The organism is Pseudomonas sp. GW460-12-10-14-TSB1, assembly GCF_017349775.1.
GTDB classification, from domain to species: domain Bacteria; phylum Pseudomonadota; class Gammaproteobacteria; order Pseudomonadales; family Pseudomonadaceae; genus Aquipseudomonas; species Aquipseudomonas piscium.
Genome location: NZ_JACNAC010000094.1, coordinates 1 through 14,582, shown reverse-complemented (window position 1 = coordinate 14,582; position 14,582 = coordinate 1). Strand labels below are relative to the sequence as shown.

At 56.5% G+C, this 14,582-nt stretch carries 14 protein-coding genes; 5 read left to right on the top strand and 9 right to left on the bottom strand.

The features are described 5' to 3' along the window. The 7 genes from J4D52_RS29600 to J4D52_RS29570 all read right to left on the bottom strand — a co-directional run. Positions 1-548: type 1 glutamine amidotransferase family protein (locus J4D52_RS29600; protein WP_207272214.1), on the bottom strand; the 548-nt coding region annotated here is incomplete at its 3' end. A gap of 318 nt (positions 549-866) precedes the next feature. Beyond that, positions 867-1,520: an RraA family protein gene (locus J4D52_RS29595; RefSeq protein WP_102678180.1), complete on the bottom strand. Its 654-nt coding sequence runs from the start codon at positions 1,518-1,520 to the stop codon at positions 867-869. Between the two features lie 28 nt (positions 1,521-1,548). After that, entirely contained in the window at positions 1,549-2,604 is a 1,056-nt protein-coding gene (locus tag J4D52_RS29590) for a D-isomer specific 2-hydroxyacid dehydrogenase family protein (RefSeq protein WP_102678181.1), read from the bottom strand. A gap of 70 nt (positions 2,605-2,674) precedes the next feature. Further along, positions 2,675-5,359 (bottom strand): phosphoenolpyruvate carboxylase, encoded by a 2,685-nt coding sequence (locus tag J4D52_RS29585; RefSeq protein WP_102678182.1) that lies wholly within the window; start codon positions 5,357-5,359, stop codon positions 2,675-2,677. 417 nt (positions 5,360-5,776) lie between these two features. After that, a complete protein-coding gene (locus tag J4D52_RS29580) occupies positions 5,777-6,181 on the bottom strand; it encodes a hypothetical protein (protein ID WP_256581582.1) in 405 nt (134 codons plus the stop codon). Positions 6,182-6,706: 525 nt separating this feature from the next. Continuing rightward, positions 6,707-7,285, bottom strand: coding sequence for a hypothetical protein (locus J4D52_RS29575; RefSeq protein ID WP_102678183.1), 579 nt, complete (start codon positions 7,283-7,285; stop codon positions 6,707-6,709). Between the two features lie 262 nt (positions 7,286-7,547). Beyond that, a complete protein-coding gene (locus tag J4D52_RS29570; protein WP_226304409.1) occupies positions 7,548-8,495 on the bottom strand; it encodes a LysR family transcriptional regulator in 948 nt (315 codons plus the stop codon). 45 nt (positions 8,496-8,540) lie between these two features. On the opposite strand from J4D52_RS29570, the gene J4D52_RS29565 reads away from it, so the two are divergent. Next, positions 8,541-9,122 (top strand): isochorismatase family protein, encoded by a 582-nt coding sequence (locus J4D52_RS29565; protein ID WP_025808907.1) that lies wholly within the window; start codon positions 8,541-8,543, stop codon positions 9,120-9,122. 314 nt (positions 9,123-9,436) lie between these two features. Beyond that, positions 9,437-10,297: an NmrA/HSCARG family protein gene (locus tag J4D52_RS29560; protein ID WP_102678189.1), complete on the top strand. Its 861-nt coding sequence runs from the start codon at positions 9,437-9,439 to the stop codon at positions 10,295-10,297. A 219-nt stretch (positions 10,298-10,516) separates the two neighbouring features. Here the strand turns inward: J4D52_RS29560 and J4D52_RS29555 are convergent, their stop codons facing one another. Both J4D52_RS29555 and J4D52_RS29550 read right to left on the bottom strand, forming a co-directional pair. After that, on the bottom strand, positions 10,517-11,407 hold the full coding sequence (locus J4D52_RS29555; RefSeq protein WP_102678185.1) for a pirin family protein: 891 nt from the start codon (positions 11,405-11,407) through the stop codon (positions 10,517-10,519). Positions 11,408-11,622: 215 nt separating this feature from the next. Then, a complete protein-coding gene (locus J4D52_RS29550; protein WP_102678186.1) occupies positions 11,623-12,534 on the bottom strand; it encodes an NmrA/HSCARG family protein in 912 nt (303 codons plus the stop codon). A gap of 312 nt (positions 12,535-12,846) precedes the next feature. Here J4D52_RS29550 and J4D52_RS30850 point away from each other — a divergent pair, with 312 nt between their 5' ends. The 3 genes from J4D52_RS30850 to J4D52_RS29535 all read left to right on the top strand — a co-directional run bounded on the left by J4D52_RS30850 (position 12,847) and on the right by J4D52_RS29535 (position 14,577). Continuing rightward, positions 12,847-13,026, top strand: coding sequence for a LysR family transcriptional regulator (locus tag J4D52_RS30850; RefSeq protein ID WP_110721767.1), 180 nt, complete (start codon positions 12,847-12,849; stop codon positions 13,024-13,026). Positions 13,027-13,491: 465 nt separating this feature from the next. Further along, entirely contained in the window at positions 13,492-13,761 is a 270-nt protein-coding gene (locus tag J4D52_RS29540) for a hypothetical protein (protein ID WP_102678188.1), read from the top strand. A gap of 546 nt (positions 13,762-14,307) precedes the next feature. Further along, positions 14,308-14,577, top strand: a complete 270-nt coding sequence (locus J4D52_RS29535; protein ID WP_023965133.1) for a hypothetical protein — start codon at positions 14,308-14,310, stop codon at positions 14,575-14,577. The last annotated feature ends 5 nt before the right edge of the window (positions 14,578-14,582 follow it).

The window sequence follows — 14,582 nt, the reverse complement described above, 5'->3', positions numbered from 1 at the left end:
GCATGCATGGCCAGGTAGGCATCGAGCTTCTTGTCGTTCAAACCCAAGGTATTAAGGATTTGCGCCATGAAGCTGACAGGCGCGCTACCAGGCGCGGTGACCACACCCTGGTCGGCAACGGCATAGGGCACATCCTGGTAATAATCCGCTCCGCGGTAATGCACCTGCTTCAGGTTCTCAGCGGAGTTGGACGTATGCTGCACGTGATCCAGTACTCCAGCCTGGGCCAGGACGCGGGTGCCGTCACAGATGCCGGCAACGACGATGTTCCTGGCGTGGGCCGCACGCACCAGCGCCTCGATTGCCGGTGCCTTGTCTGTTTTCCAGACAGGGCCTCCCGTCACTATCAGCAAGTCGACATCGTCCAGCGCGATGGCTTCGATGGCCAGGTTCGGGATGATGGTCATTCCTCCGGATGAGGTCACTTGCTTGCCACCGGGGGCCGCGAAACGAGTGTCGAAGCCATAGTAGGCTCGCCCCGTGGAGTTGATGAGTGCGGGTTCCCAGTCGGAGAAATTCTCGGTGAGAATAGTAACGGCACGTACCATTTGAGTGTCCTTCTCAAGTATCCATGATGATCGACAGCAATTATCCAGGGTGGTTGCCCTGGCGGGCATTGCCATCGAGTGTCGACGCTGGCGGCGCCGGTGAATGATGGGGCTGAGTATTGGCAGGATGCGTCTCGTTCGACAATGACGGTGGTCAAAGGGGCGGCGGGTCGATGACCAGGGTGATCAGGCCTTGGTCCAGCGCTTGTCGCGAACGCTCGGTGGCCTCCGGCAGGATGCTGCGATTTGTTTCCTGCATCGAAACAGCAGTACAGCAAAACGCTCGCAGCATCCGTTCATGTGCTGAAGCAGCATGCGTTAGCTGCGAGGAGTCTGCAGGGCATGATAACCATAGTCAGCCCGGGCCTGACGCAACGGAATGCCGGCGTCGATGGCTGCGCGAATCTGTTCTTCGGCCTGATGGATTTCCTCTGCCACCGTCAACACCTGGGTTAGTTGCCGGGCAGGAATAACCACCAGGCCATCGCCATCGCCTCGTAGCCAATCGTCTGGCTGCACCCGCACTCCACCCAGCGTCACCGGCTCCTGAATAGCTTCGACGCGCACTCGATCCTTGCCGGTGCGCATCCAGTTGCCCCGGGAAAAAATCGGGTAATTGAGTTCCAGCGCTCGATCGACATCGCGACAGATTCCGTCAATCACCGTGCCTGCCAATTTTTTTCGAGCGGCGGTGGACGTCAACAGGTCACCCCACACAGTGGTGTCGAGCCGGGCCTGATTGTCGATCACAACCACTTGGCCTTCCTCCAGATCGTCGATGTAGTCACCAACCGACCCTCCATCAAGGCCTATGGGACCGTAGCGCAGGGTCCAAGCTTTGCCCGTCAGGTTGAATGCGCGGTCCAGGGGCTTGATATCGGTGCACTGGCAAATGATTTTCAGGCGGTCCATTGCATCGCTCAGGTCGGTGCAACTCAAGGCTTTCAGGCGTTTGTGAATAGACGTTTGCATGATGAGAGCTTCCTGTTGTCCTGTGGGATCAGCGTGCCGTAGCACCGGTGCTGAAAGCGTGGATTTTGTCGACGATTTGCCGTGAAGCCGCCCTGATCGCCGTCGCGGTGTTGCCCGCGATATGCGGCGTCAACTGCGCGTTGGCGATACCCACCAGGGGCGAATTGAAGCAGTCTTTTTCATGGGTGAAGGTATCAATGGCGACGGCCTTTATATGCCTGGGATACTGGCTCATGAAAGTTGCCAACTGGTCCTCGTCGACGATGCCACCGCGTGCGGTATTGATCAGGATCGAACCTTGGCGCATCTGGCTGAACGCGGCACTGCCGAACAGGCCCCGGGTGAGCGGAGTGAGAGGCGTATGGATGGAGACGATGTCGGACTCGCCTAGCAGTTGCTCGAGTGTTTGCCGTCGTTCAAGTCCAAGGTTCCGCGCCGCCTGTTCCGTGAAGCGCTCGGAGCCGGTGGCGATGACCTTTATGTCCAGTGCTTCGGCCTTGCGAGCCACCTCCCGGGCAATGCCTCCGGTACCCACCAGCCCGAGGGTGAGCTCGGTGATTTCCGGGCCGGGAGCCAGGGTGCCTTTGGACCAATGGCCTTTGTGAGTTTCGCGGTTGTAGTGGCCAAGGTCCCTGGATAAAAACAGCGCTTGGGCCACCACGTATTCGGCGACAGCTGTGGCGTTGGAGCCAGGCGTGTTCAATACCGTCACGCCACACCGGGCTGCTTCCTGTCGGTCGATATGGTTAAGGCCTACACCTGCCTGGGCGATAGCTTGCAGAGGGGTTGCCAGGTGCGGTGATGCGCTGGCTCTGATCAGTTCGCCATCGAGGGGGATGTTCAAGCGCGTCTTGAACACGCTGTAACCACCGGCCTCGGTCACCGCGGCGATGAAGGCCGGTTTGTCGTGACAGTTGATCTCGCGGTATTGAATGCGTCCGCCGTAGTGTTTCTTGATGCTGTCCTTATCGGTGAAATAGTGAAGGTTCAGGGTGATGGCCAGGCCAAGTTCAAGGAATCGGTTGATTTCCTCGAACAGCAGCGGCGGGGCGGGGGCGTCCAGTACCAGGGTGGTAAATGCCATGCATGTGATCCTCTTGAAGGGCGCCTGCGCCGACCGATACCACAGGTTGCCCTGGATATCGGTCGGTGACTTACCATATGAAGTGACTGGCACTGGCAGGATCGACTAAACCTGTATCAGTACTGGCAGCTGCCAGGAAGCCGCTGTAGAAGTCATTCAGCGACGAGGATTTGATAAAGTCGGTGTTGATCTTGGAATAGATCAGGAACAGCCGGTAAATCCGCAGGCTCTTTTCCTTACGGTGTACCTCGGCCTTGAGGCTTGGCCACAGATTGAGCAGGGCACCATCCTTGATTTTCCAGGGGTCCTGAGGCTCGACGCCGGTGGTGGCTTTGTAGACAAATCGCTTACCTTCGACCACTTCCAGGTGCAGGCTGGCCAGCAACTGTTCGGCGGTGCCAATGGTTTCGATCTTCAGGGCTGCGGCCAACTCGAGGATGTGCTCCTTGTCAGGGATGCTGCCCGTCAAGGTTAGCCAGGCACATTTGAGGTCGGTCCGAGCGATGGAATATGCCATTCCCTTGACGTAGTTATGGAAACTTCCGTCGTCGTGAAAAGCCTCAAGTAACTGCGCAGCAGGCTGCGCGGCAAACTGCCCGACGCCGATCAGTTCGCTGTGCAAACCACTGGCCAACAGGGCGCGGGTCCAGGGAATCGCGCGAATGGCATCGGGCCGGGACTCGAAGACCTTGATGTTGAAAATCCTTGATGGCGGTCGGGTGCCCTTGGCGGTGGCCCTGACCACATCAAATCGCGCCATATCCCGCAGTAACGATGGTAGCGCCGGGTGCTCGAAGAACTTCGCCTGGTAGCGGTGCACGACGTTGGTCCAGCGTTGGATCCTGCTCTCGATCACCTCTTCGGACGGTTGTGGCTGGGGTTCGGCATGCATGAGGTACAGCTGGCTCAGGAAGTTGACCGACTGATTTCGCGTCAATAAATGGCTTCGCATCTCCGCGCAGCCGGCCAACATGAAGCGGGTTTCCGCACTGTCCAGGGCACCAAACTCCTGCATAGTCTCGGCGATCACTCCGTTACAACGTGCGTGTTCGCCCCCCATGATCACATGGGCTACTACCTCGATACCGTACCGGGCAGCGATCAACCTGTGCTGGTTGGCGATAGCCATGTTGAGCTTGTGCATCCCCTTACCACCTTGCTTACCCGTGTCGCTGGGGCCAAACGTGATGTACTGGCGGTTGCCGCGTGACTCAAGGTGTTGTCTGTACACCGGGTTTTCATACACTTCATGCACCGTGCGCAGGGTCTGCTCAGCGCCACCGAGGTCCTCCGGTTGAAGGGCGATGTCGATACCGTCTCGTACTTGGGCGGCCTTCGTGAGAAACAGTACTTCCAGCACACTGAGGGCCGACGTGTACTCGGCAATCCCGTGGATTTTCATGCGGTCGCGGTAGTTGTCGATCATTTCGAAACGCTCGACAGCGTTACGTGCGTCGTACATGCGGATGTAGCTGGGATCCTGTTCCAATAGTGCGATGTAGTCCTGGCCCTTGTAGCGCAGAGCCTTCTCTTCATAAATTGCCGCGGTCCGCTGCAGGTACTCTTGCCAGAGGGTTGCGGGAGGCAGGGCATACCCTTCATCGAGGGTCTGCGCCAACACTGCCTGCCGCGCAGGCTCATCCAGATCACGATAGTAACGGCCTTCGCCCTGGCCGATGTCTTGCAACCATTGGCTGGAGAGAATCTCATCGACAACATTGCTGAACATCTCGGCGTTCTCACGGAACTCGATTTCCAGGTAGTGGAAGCCGAAGGTATTCACGCGTAGCAGTAAGCGATCGATGGCGGCAGGTTGGGTGAAGCGGATGCTGCTCAGGGCTTCAGCCAGTTCGCTGGGGTGTTCAAAGCACTCAGGGTGCCCCTTGTCCAATCTTGCGCGAATCTCTTCCAAGCGATGCCGTGCGCCAGCGTCTTTGATCAGGCTATTGATGTCGGCTATGTAACGGTTGCGAATGGCCGTTTCGAGTGCGATCACCAGGGTCTCGGTGTGCTGATTGGTGTCATAGGGGCGACCATCCTTGTCTCCGTACAACCAGGTGTACAAGGTCAGCCACTTTTCCTCACCCGCAAGGCCCAGGGCCTGATAGGCATCGGGCAATGCATCGTAAACACTGTCGGCATAAAAAATCTGCGACTCGATATCAATGCCATTACTGCCCGACCACACGGCGTTGTACAACTCCAACAACATTTGTTGGGTCACGTAGGTTTTTTTCAGCCCATGGTCCTCGACATGCTGGGCAAGTTTCTGCAAGGCCTGTACTACGGAGTGCTTGAGCTGGTCGGTCTCCTTGCAGAGCAGGCCCAAGCTGATGCGTACGTTGGACTGGTCAGCAAGAAACGTCGGGGCCAACGCGAGAGGCGGGCGACTGTAGCTGGCCTTCGAGGCAATGTGGGTGGCCGCGCTCCTGACGGATAACTCGAACAACAGTTGCTTGATTAACAGCAACTTCCAGAACGCCTCGACGTCTTTGATGGAGCGTGACTCGAAGAAGGCCTTGCCCAATGCGGCTGCCAGTTTTGCATCGGCTTTATCCAGGTACGACAAGGTGTCGATTTCCGCGAAGATCCTCAAACAGGCGCGGGTATGCTGGGTCTGGGCGACCTCAGTCGTTGCTTTTAGCGCCTGTTCCAGTGATCGCCACAAGACATCGTGCACTAGTGCCGGGTTGGCATGACTGATGGATGAGCTGGGTAATGCATCTTCAAATATTGAGTTGATCACATGATTCATGGGTTCAAGCCTCGATAATTAGGTTCAGATCCCTGCTTGCACTCCGCCATGGCGGCGGAGGCAAAAACATCAATTTTTCCAGGCATAAACCACCGCGTCGGAACGAACGGAATTAGCGGTTCACCGACACAACGCCCCCCCTTGGCAGTACCGAAAATCGGTAAAAATGAAACAAATTGTTACATCTGAGATTAATTAATCATGGATCCAATTTCACCGTAAAAGACCTTTTTGGAATAGATGGCGGACAAAAAATGATAGGGAGCTATGGTTTTTTCCAGATAAAAATATCGACCCGCGCTCAGGTACTCTTTCTAAGCGTTTGATTACCTGAGACGAAAGGGCAGTGAGGAGAAGGAGAAAAACCGAGGGTAGAAGCAAGTAGGCAGGAAGGTTTTTTAGAGAAAATTTGAGAGTTTATATGGAGGCCTGAGTACCAAATCCGCTGGGAGCTTGGATCTGCATTCTCGAACAGCAACTGACCGGCCAAGCAACCTTGCGACACGCTGCCGACCACCTGGCGGCGTTTGAGTCAATACGGCCGCTTTGGAGCCAGATGGCGTAACCGTCCAGTAACGCCAGAATCGATTCGAAATGGCAGGCCAAGATGACGTCATCAATATTGAGATCACGGCTTTTCGCATAGATATAGAAAGCCTGGATCGCGCGCAGATGTGCCGCAGTAGTGTTGTAAGCGCGATGCCTGAGCTTGAGCTGAACATAGATGAACGGAACGAGTATGGGTAACGGTGCCGCATTACCAACTTGCACAAGCAGCGGTACACGCAGACCTGAAGAGAAACGGCACTGAATCAGCTTCATCGGCAACCACCTCATTAAAGGATTCGCCATGTACATGAAAGACATGGCCCTTTAAGAAAGTGGATGATAGAAGCGGGTTTGTCGAATCAAGGCCTTACGAAGCACATGAACATATCTGGCATAGCACATGATTTAACATAATATACATTATGCGTATATCTATATGGAGGCTTGGGGGTTGTGGCGGCAGATTTGCAGCCAGGCCTCGATCACTCTGCCGCAGCTCGCGTCTGGACCTCAACAATGTAATCCAGGAAAAACGGATCCTGAGTCCTTTGCTCCTATCCAGAACCCCACCGGCACTGGATCGGAAAATTTCCAGCTGCTTGACTCATACGGATACCGGCCGTTGGTGAACACGTCGCGGTATCTCTCGAAATTCGTAACGTCTGCAAAAGATCGAGCCGGCGAATACCAAACTCAAGAAGCTGCTGGCCGAGGCCCACCTGCACATCGAAGCACTGAAGGTGGGCTTTGGGTAACCCCAGGCCAAGCGTGAGACGGTCGCCAGGATGGTCAAGTAGTTTACCGACAGAGCTCTCTGTATTGATTCACGTTGGAAACTGCAGAGTCTAGTGTTGTTATTTTGTATTTAAAGTAGCGGATTTTATTTGCCTGAGCTGGTCCAACATTGCCGAAATATTCTTCCCAAGCGTTACTCTTAGTTAGTAAGTCAGGGAGCATGGTGCTTAGGTCGTTTGCCGTCCAAACTGTCTTGTAGCCTTTAATCTCGCCAGGAGCTGGACTGTTATGCTCGACATAATTAACCACCATGTATTTTTTCTCGTAGGCCATAAATACTGTATACACTGTCCCGACTGACTGCTTGAACCAAGGGATAACGACAAAGTGATGAACCTTTGGTTCCGGACTATCCGTACTAAAGTGCCAAACAGCTGTCTGCGAGTGCTCACCACGAAATAAAAGTGCCTGTTCGATTTGGTACTTCATGCTCCCATTATTTGTAATTTCATCATTTCCAACGTCATCTTGCACCTTCCCATAAACAGCGCAGCCCATTTGAACTGACACAGAAGGACAATCATTCAACTCCATGAGTGTTTTGTTATTGTTTATAGCCCTAATCAGATCTTCCCCTGTCATGTCTCTTGGCTCCTGCCCGGATATTTAACGCGTATTTGGAAATAATTAAGATCACTGTCCTTGGTGAGAATAGCTTCGATCCACCCTTTATCAAAGAGGGAGGGTCGACCATGAGAAATATCCGCCCTGCCCTCTGGTCCGCCTAGTTCAAAATGTTATCCCTTCTCCTCGCCAGGTTTTGCCTGGAGGGTTGGCGAGAAGTCGACAAAGCGCCGGGACAAGAGGGACGGCGCCGCATGTGGGCGTAGGCAAAAGCTGCGCGTTAGTGATCGCGCAGTTGGATCCGCTCGGAGAGCAGATCGACGAAGGAGACCACCTTCGGCGAAAGATAACGTCTCGTTGGGTAGAGCGCATGCACGGGGATCTCCGCCGAGCACCAGTCGACGAGCAAGGGCAGCAAGCGCTTATGGCGCAGGTCATCGGCGCAGAAGAGTTGGGGTAGCCATGCGATCCCCACGCCCGCGAGGGCGGCCTCGCGAACGATCTCCATGTCATTGACCGTCAGTCGTGGGGTAATGCGGACCTCGACACGTTTGCCCCCCGACTCCAGGGGCCAGACGTGCGGTGCGACTCCGCCGCCGAACGCGACGCATGCGTGGCTCGTCAGTTCGGCAGGCGTCTTCGGGACGCCATGGCGTTTGCAGTACTCGGGTGCCGCGACGAGCATGAACTTCGCTTTTCCGAGATTGCGCGCAACAAGGGTCGAATCGACAAGCTCTCCCGCTCGAATGGCCACATCGAAGCGTTCCTCCACGAGATCGACACGACGATCGGAGCACACCATCTCGACGGCCACGTCCGGATGACGAATCAAGTACTCGGCGACGATCGGTCCGAGCGTGCTGGACGACATGGGAGCCGCGACCCGCAGCACGCCGCGCGGCGCCCCACGCATTCCCGCCACCGCGCTCTCGGCCTCCTCGATGTCGCTCATGGCCGGGGAGACACGTTCGAAGAGCAGACGGCCCGCCTCGGTGAGGCCCAGTTTACGCGTCGTGCGCTGGATGAGCCGCTCACCGACCCGTTCCTCCAGGTCTGAGATCTTCCGGCTCACTGTGGACTTCGGCAGGTTCAAGCGTCGCGCGGCTTCACTCAGGCTCCCCGCCTGAATGACCCGTACGAAAATCAAGAGCTGGTTGAGATCGGTCGTTCTATTCATGGAACGATGTTGCCAAAAAACCATGGCTTGTGCAAAGAAATGACGAAACATATCGTGTACGTGAAGAGTCGGAAACCACCAGACAGGAAGCGAACCATGCATAAGAATGTCTACACCGCAGAAAACGCCGCGATGCTGTTGATCGATCATCAGACGGGGACGATATCTTGGACGCGATCGCACGACGTCGAGCAAGTCAAGAAGAACGCCGTGCAGCTCGCGAAGATCGCCAAGGGTGTCGGCATGCCCCTGGTACTGACCTCAAGCATGGAGGAGAACATCCAGGGCCCGCTGATTCCCGAGCTAGAGGAAGTCGCACCGGACGCCTTCGCCAAGCGGGTCAAGCGCACGGGAATCGTGAACGCGATGCACGACCCGAACTACAGCAACACGGTCAAGGCCACAGAAAGAAAGAAGGTCATCGTCGCCGGCATCACAACCGAGATCTGCGTCGTCTTTCCAGTGCTCCAGCTGCTTGACGAGGGGTATCACGTTCAGGTTGTGACGGACGCGTCTGCTTCTTTCACAAAGGCAGGGGACGCCGCCGCGCTGCGGCGTATGGAGCAGGCCGGAGCCGTGATCACGTCGACGGCACAGGTCGTGTCGGAGCTGGCCATCGATTGGACTACCCCGCGAGGAAAGGCGCTCGCCGAGTTGCTCGGCCTCGGGCTGGTGTGACAACACTTTCGGCCCCGGACACCAGGGACGACGAGCAACCCACTCAGCCGCCGAGATGTGCTTCGTCTCGGCGGCACCGCACTGGCCGAAGCCTGCAAAGAGCCCCTACAAGCAAGAACGAACACCATGACGACAAGCGTCAAGCCCCCCCTGCTCTACCCAGACACAATCAGCGCCCGCGCGATATCGCTCACCGCACGCATAGGGTGAGCAACGGCCCGATTACGCACCTCGTGAGTCCCTCTGAGCTGGGTGGGCTCGTCAAGCTATTCGTATTCCTTGACCTCTTCGATAAAACAGTCGAGTTCCATACCATGACTTTCAGAACCATCGTTGTTCTAGGTGCCACTGGGCAACAGGGCGGTGCCGTGATCCGCTCATTATGGATGGAAAGTCATTGGCGCATTCGCGCGCTTTCGAGAAAGCCGAGCTCCAATGTGGCGCAGCAATTGGCCGCGAACGGCATCGAGGTCGTTGCGGCCGACATGGACGACTATGCCTCACTGCGAAGCGCCTTTGCCGGCGCCCATGGGGTTTTTTCCGTTCAAGGTTCAGAACAAGGCACGGAGCTCGAAACTCGCCGGGGCATTGCCGTGGCGGATGCTGCGCTAGCCGCAGGGGTAGAACACTTCATCTATGCATCGGTGGGAGGAGCCGATCGGCGCTCGGGCGTAGCACATTTTGAAAGCAAGTGGCTTATCGAGGAACACATCCGCAGCATTGGCCTACCAGCCAGCATCGTTCGTCCCGTGTTCTTCATGGACAACTTTAGTAAGCCTGTACCTCGAACCATGCTATTGGCGCTGTTGTCCAGCTACGTGCCCAAGACAAAGCCACTCCAAATGATTGCAACGGCCGACATTGGCAATTGGGTTGCGCAGGCATTCACCCATCCGGGTGAGTTTCTTGGCAAGTCCGAGGAAATCGCCGGCGTCGAGCTGACCCGCGCGCAGATCGTCGCCGTCCTCAAAGGCCACGGCTGGTCGGCCGGGCTACCCTTCCCACTGCCCAGGTTGCTATTACGTTCATTGCCCCATGACGTTCGGAAGATGTTTGAGTGGTTTGGGGAAGCCGGCTACCTCGCCAACATACCGGCGCTGCTGGCGCGCCAGCCCGACATGCGTACCTTCGACAAATGGCTCGTTGAACAACGTGGTAGGCCGTCGGGCACATAACCATCTGGCGTTGTTCGACCTGCGACTGCTGACCCCGTCGGCGCGCCTCCTGTGCATGTTGTTCGCGACTGACTTCCTGTAGAGCGACTCGCGAGGGCGTCGTAGTCGCAAGCCCGGATCGACATCAAAGTGGCGCCCATCATTTTCGTAGTGATGGACGCCACTTTCGAGTCTGGGTCATGAATGTTTCTGCTCTTCTTTCTGAATCACGCCCCGGCCTCAGATCGACCTGAGCGCGTAGCTATACTTGCCCTCAGCGCGAAGTTGATGCCCTATACGGCGGATCTCGGCCTCGCCCCGTCGCAGCGCCTCGACGCTGGTATGCACGGAGTAGTGGCCGAGCACGAGTTCGTGAGGGTGCTGCTTGGCCGAGCCGAGCACGAACTGTGTGTCACCCTCCGCGACTAGTTCGATGGCCGTCTCGCCGCGCTCGAAGATCGCGACCTCTCCACGTGTGATGCGAGATGACGCATGCAGCGCACCATCCATCAACGATACCCAGGCGACGTCATGCCCCAATGGCGGGAGGAACGTCCAACGTTCGCCGTCTTTCAGCGTGACCAGGAGGTACGTCATTGGCGGCGCAACGATGGGGCTCGAAAGACCGTTATACGAGCCGAGGATCACCCGCACCGGGCCAACGTGGGGCACATCTTCGGGCATCACGTAGTGGCTCATGCTGGGCGCATTTTCAAGATCGGGTGGGAGCGCCACCCAGAGCTGGAAGCCTCTCGCGGGCGCCGAGTCCACGGTACCGGTATGCCAAACACCGCCCCCTGCCTGCATCCATTCCACGCCGCCGGTGGGCAGCACGCCCACGCTGCCCGTCGTCTCGGCGTATTGGACCGAGCCATCAAGAAGGACGGTTACCGTGGCAATACCTGAGTGCGGGTGCCAGCCAAGTTCAAGAGACGGGGCTTGACCACCCTCAAAATCGAAGAGGTCGAGGAATACGAACGGCTTGATGAGCCCCCCCAAGTCAGAGGGGCTCACGAGCCGCGTAATCGGGCCGCTGCTTGTCCCGCGCGTCCGGTGAACGATGTCGCGTGGAGGCTGATTGTGCCCGAGGTGGAGCTGGGTGTTTTCTCGTTCTGTCGTGCTTGTCGTCATGGTATTCGTCCTTTCCACGTCATCAGGATGGGGGCGTGGTGTTTCAGATCGGTTTCCTGCGCCCAAACCCCGCCTTCCATCAGCAACGACGCGGTAGCGATGTCGGAATGGAAGTGCCAAAGAAAGCCGTGTTGCCGCGGACTAAGGGTTTGGCTAGCTGGCCAAGTTGCGTTGGGATGTCATCTTGCTGCGATCCACCATTCTCCACCGGTGGATCAGGCCGGCATGTTGACCTTGGCCCAATCAACAAAACTGGTGAGTTGCCCACCGACAAGCGCATCCGCGCGCGCCCTCTTGGTGTCCACGTCAGGGCCGAAGTAGCTGTAGCCCTCGAAGTAGCTCATCATTTCGCGGACCTCTTCCGCGCCGGGATAGAACGTATCGTAGACCTCGCCAGGCACCTGGTTCACCACCACGTTGTGGCCCTGTGCGTTCAGAATATCTGCGAACTCCTGCCAGCTGTAAGCGTCGGAGCAGAGCGACAGGATTTGCCCCTGACCAGCTTTCTCCGGCTGCTCAAAGACCTGCCGGACCAATTTTCCCAGCTCCAGAATGTCGCCGGCATGAACGTTTTTGTTGGCGATATCCATCGGAATCGCCCAGGCCTTTTGGTCCCCTTTTCCGGTGGGTTGCGGCGCCATCTGGGCAAGAAAATTCTGAAAGAAGAACGGCGCTTCGACAAAGCTGTAGTAGGGAAAGCCCGCGTCAGCGATCACAACGTTGGCCAGAGCTTTGTTGGTGAAATGCGAAACCTCATACCTACCGCCTGAAATTTCGAGAGCGTTGGGCAGCGTCGACCAAACAACATGAGAAATACCGGCGGATTTTGCGGCGTTGACCACATTCCTGACCTGGTCGTACTCGCTCGCCCCGGTTGCAGGGTCCCAGAAATTGGTGACCAGGAACACGCCATAAGCCCCGTTGAGCGCCGATGCCAACGTATCCGCTGCGTTCAGATCTGCGGCAACCACCTCGACCCCACGAGCGGCGAGCTCCTTGGCCTGGTCCGAGCTGGCATCGCGACTGATTGCCCGGACAACGTAGCCACCCTGGTCGAGCAGCGCGTTCACCACCCCCTGCCCCTGCCGACCCGTTGCGCCAAACACAACAATGGTTTTATCCGACATGATTATTCTCCTGCATTTTCTGCTGATTGCTATTGATACTAAGGAGGCAAGGAGCACCGCTCCGTGTGAGCGACGTCCTCGGCGGTCGTCATACGCTCGGTCGCGGCGTAGGAAGTAAAGCGCTCATGTAGTCGCGCATCGGCGGGATCATCAGTGTTGCGGAATATCCGCCATGACAGTTTCTCCTTCTCTTTCGGTTTGTGGTGTCTTCTGACATCCAAAAGATAAGTCTCGGTCTGTTTTTGCACAAGCTATGGAAAATTGGTATCACTGTTCCATGAGCGGAACGAATGATTTCGACCTGCTCTTGTCCTGGCATGGATAAGTCAGGCGGAGAGCCTGGGTGAAGCGGCACGACATCTGAACCTGCCGAAGTCCACAGTGAGTTGGAGGATCTCTGACCTGGAGGAACGGATCGGTGTGCTTCGATCGTCGTGTCGATCTCGTGGAGGAGCGTTTCGACGTGGCCATTCGAGCGGGAGCTCTCGTTGATTCGCCCCAATCTCAAACAAGCCGAAAGACCCGCTTAGGGGGCTCGGTGTCAGGAAGACACCTTGGCTGGATGCATAGAGTCGCCGGGCTGTATCGCGCGCGGTTTGGCCACTGCTCTGAGCAACTGGACACGATTATTGCTCAACTCCAACTGAGCCTTGAGGATCCGAGTGAACTGCCTCCCAGCGAACCACCGCCTCAAACCATGACGAAAGCCGACACTTTCAGCGAGACCGTTAACAACAGGCTCGTCAAACTCGAACTCTTGGGCAGCTCTCTCCGCAGAAAAAATCCAGGCTTTTACCAGCTTGTCAATAGTGCCGTTGAGCGACTGTGCGGGAGGCAGCACGGTAGTAGGCTTTCATGGCGTCACACTACGCGAGTGCCCGATCTGTTCAGATTATTGATAAAGGCAGGTCAGGCCGATGTATAAGCCGCATGTCAGATAACTGAAAGGATTCGAACATGAAAAAGTCCATAACTGCTCTGGCCGTATCCGCGACACTCGCTTTCACCGCAGCTGTCGCGAACGCTTCCGTGCATCCGACCACCATCAAGGCTCCCCAGACCGTCAATCAGGTGACAGCTTCTATTGACACTCCTTTCGGAACCCAGAAAAAAGCTGGCGAAATCCAGATGGCCAGCCTGGCCAGAAGTTGCTCTGATGGTCGATATTCCTGGTGGGAATACAGCGGTTGGGAAATCGTCGGCTGTCTTGTAAGCGGCCAGTGGTAATTATTCAGACGGGCCTGGTGCGTGACTTGCGTGGTGAGCGCGCACCAGAGCCTGTTGAGTGCCAGTCAGCACGCAAACAACTCCATAACCAGATCGTCTCCCAGGCTTGAAGCGCCGTCGATCTAGCCGCTCGTAGCCAATAGCCAACGCCTTACATCTCACACAGCCAAATACGCACAGACTTTTTACTGATGTTTGATAGCTTAAGGCCATCCAGCAGCATGCCCCCATAAGCAGAGCTGCTGCAGACAAGACACGGAGGTCTGGCAGTCATCATTCATCGAAGGCTGCTGCTATCAGGGACAAGGTTCCGAAGACGGCGACCATCACCTCATCCTCCATGACCAAGGGTTCGCGCTCGCCACTTGATGGCTTGCAGTGCGCGACTTGTGCAGTAGGTGCCGGTGTTCTCCCAAATACCCTGTTTCACGATGAGCAGGCGTTTGGGAAAACCACTCGGCACAATGGATTCCGGAAACCATTCAATAAACGGGGCGGACTCCGAAAAGCCAGACGAGTAGGAACTTATATATGGAGATATATCGTATGTCGGCTCAAGAAAACTTTGTTGGCGGATGGACTCCTTATCACGAACTGACTCCAAAGGATCGGGAAGTATTCAAAGAGGCCCTGGCCGGGTTCGTGGGTGTGAACTACACCCCTGAAAAAGTTTCGACCCAGGTCGTCAACGGCACGAACTATCGTTATCTGTCGAAAGCAACGGTGCCTGGCTCCTCGGACAGCTGGCAAGCGGTAGTGGAAATCTACGCGCCTATCAAAGGCAAGCCGCACATCACCCAGATCCACCGGATCTAAGCAGG

Excerpts from the sequence above, each read along its gene's own strand:
- J4D52_RS29550 (WP_102678186.1), bottom strand. The coding sequence starts at position 12,534 with ATGTCGGATAAAACCATTGTTGTGTTTGGCGCAACGGGTCGGCAGGGG.
- J4D52_RS29575 (WP_102678183.1), bottom strand. The coding sequence starts at position 7,285 with ATGACAGGGGAAGATCTGATTAGGGCTATAAACAATAACAAAACACTC.
- J4D52_RS29540 (WP_102678188.1), top strand. The coding sequence starts at position 13,492 with ATGAAAAAGTCCATAACTGCTCTGGCCGTATCCGCGACACTCGCTTTC.
- J4D52_RS29590 (WP_102678181.1), bottom strand. The coding sequence starts at position 2,604 with ATGGCATTTACCACCCTGGTACTGGACGCCCCCGCCCCGCCGCTGCTG.
- J4D52_RS29555 (WP_102678185.1), bottom strand. The coding sequence starts at position 11,407 with ATGACGACAAGCACGACAGAACGAGAAAACACCCAGCTCCACCTCGGG.
- J4D52_RS29570 (WP_226304409.1), bottom strand. The coding sequence starts at position 8,495 with ATGTTTCGTCATTTCTTTGCACAAGCCATGGTTTTTTGGCAACATCGT.
- J4D52_RS29580 (WP_256581582.1), bottom strand. The coding sequence starts at position 6,181 with ATGAAGCTGATTCAGTGCCGTTTCTCTTCAGGTCTGCGTGTACCGCTG.
- J4D52_RS29565 (WP_025808907.1), top strand. The coding sequence starts at position 8,541 with ATGCATAAGAATGTCTACACCGCAGAAAACGCCGCGATGCTGTTGATC.
- J4D52_RS29585 (WP_102678182.1), bottom strand. The coding sequence starts at position 5,359 with ATGAATCATGTGATCAACTCAATATTTGAAGATGCATTACCCAGCTCA.
- J4D52_RS29535 (WP_023965133.1), top strand. The coding sequence starts at position 14,308 with ATGTCGGCTCAAGAAAACTTTGTTGGCGGATGGACTCCTTATCACGAA.
- J4D52_RS29595 (WP_102678180.1), bottom strand. The coding sequence starts at position 1,520 with ATGCAAACGTCTATTCACAAACGCCTGAAAGCCTTGAGTTGCACCGAC.
- J4D52_RS29560 (WP_102678189.1), top strand. The coding sequence starts at position 9,437 with ATGACTTTCAGAACCATCGTTGTTCTAGGTGCCACTGGGCAACAGGGC.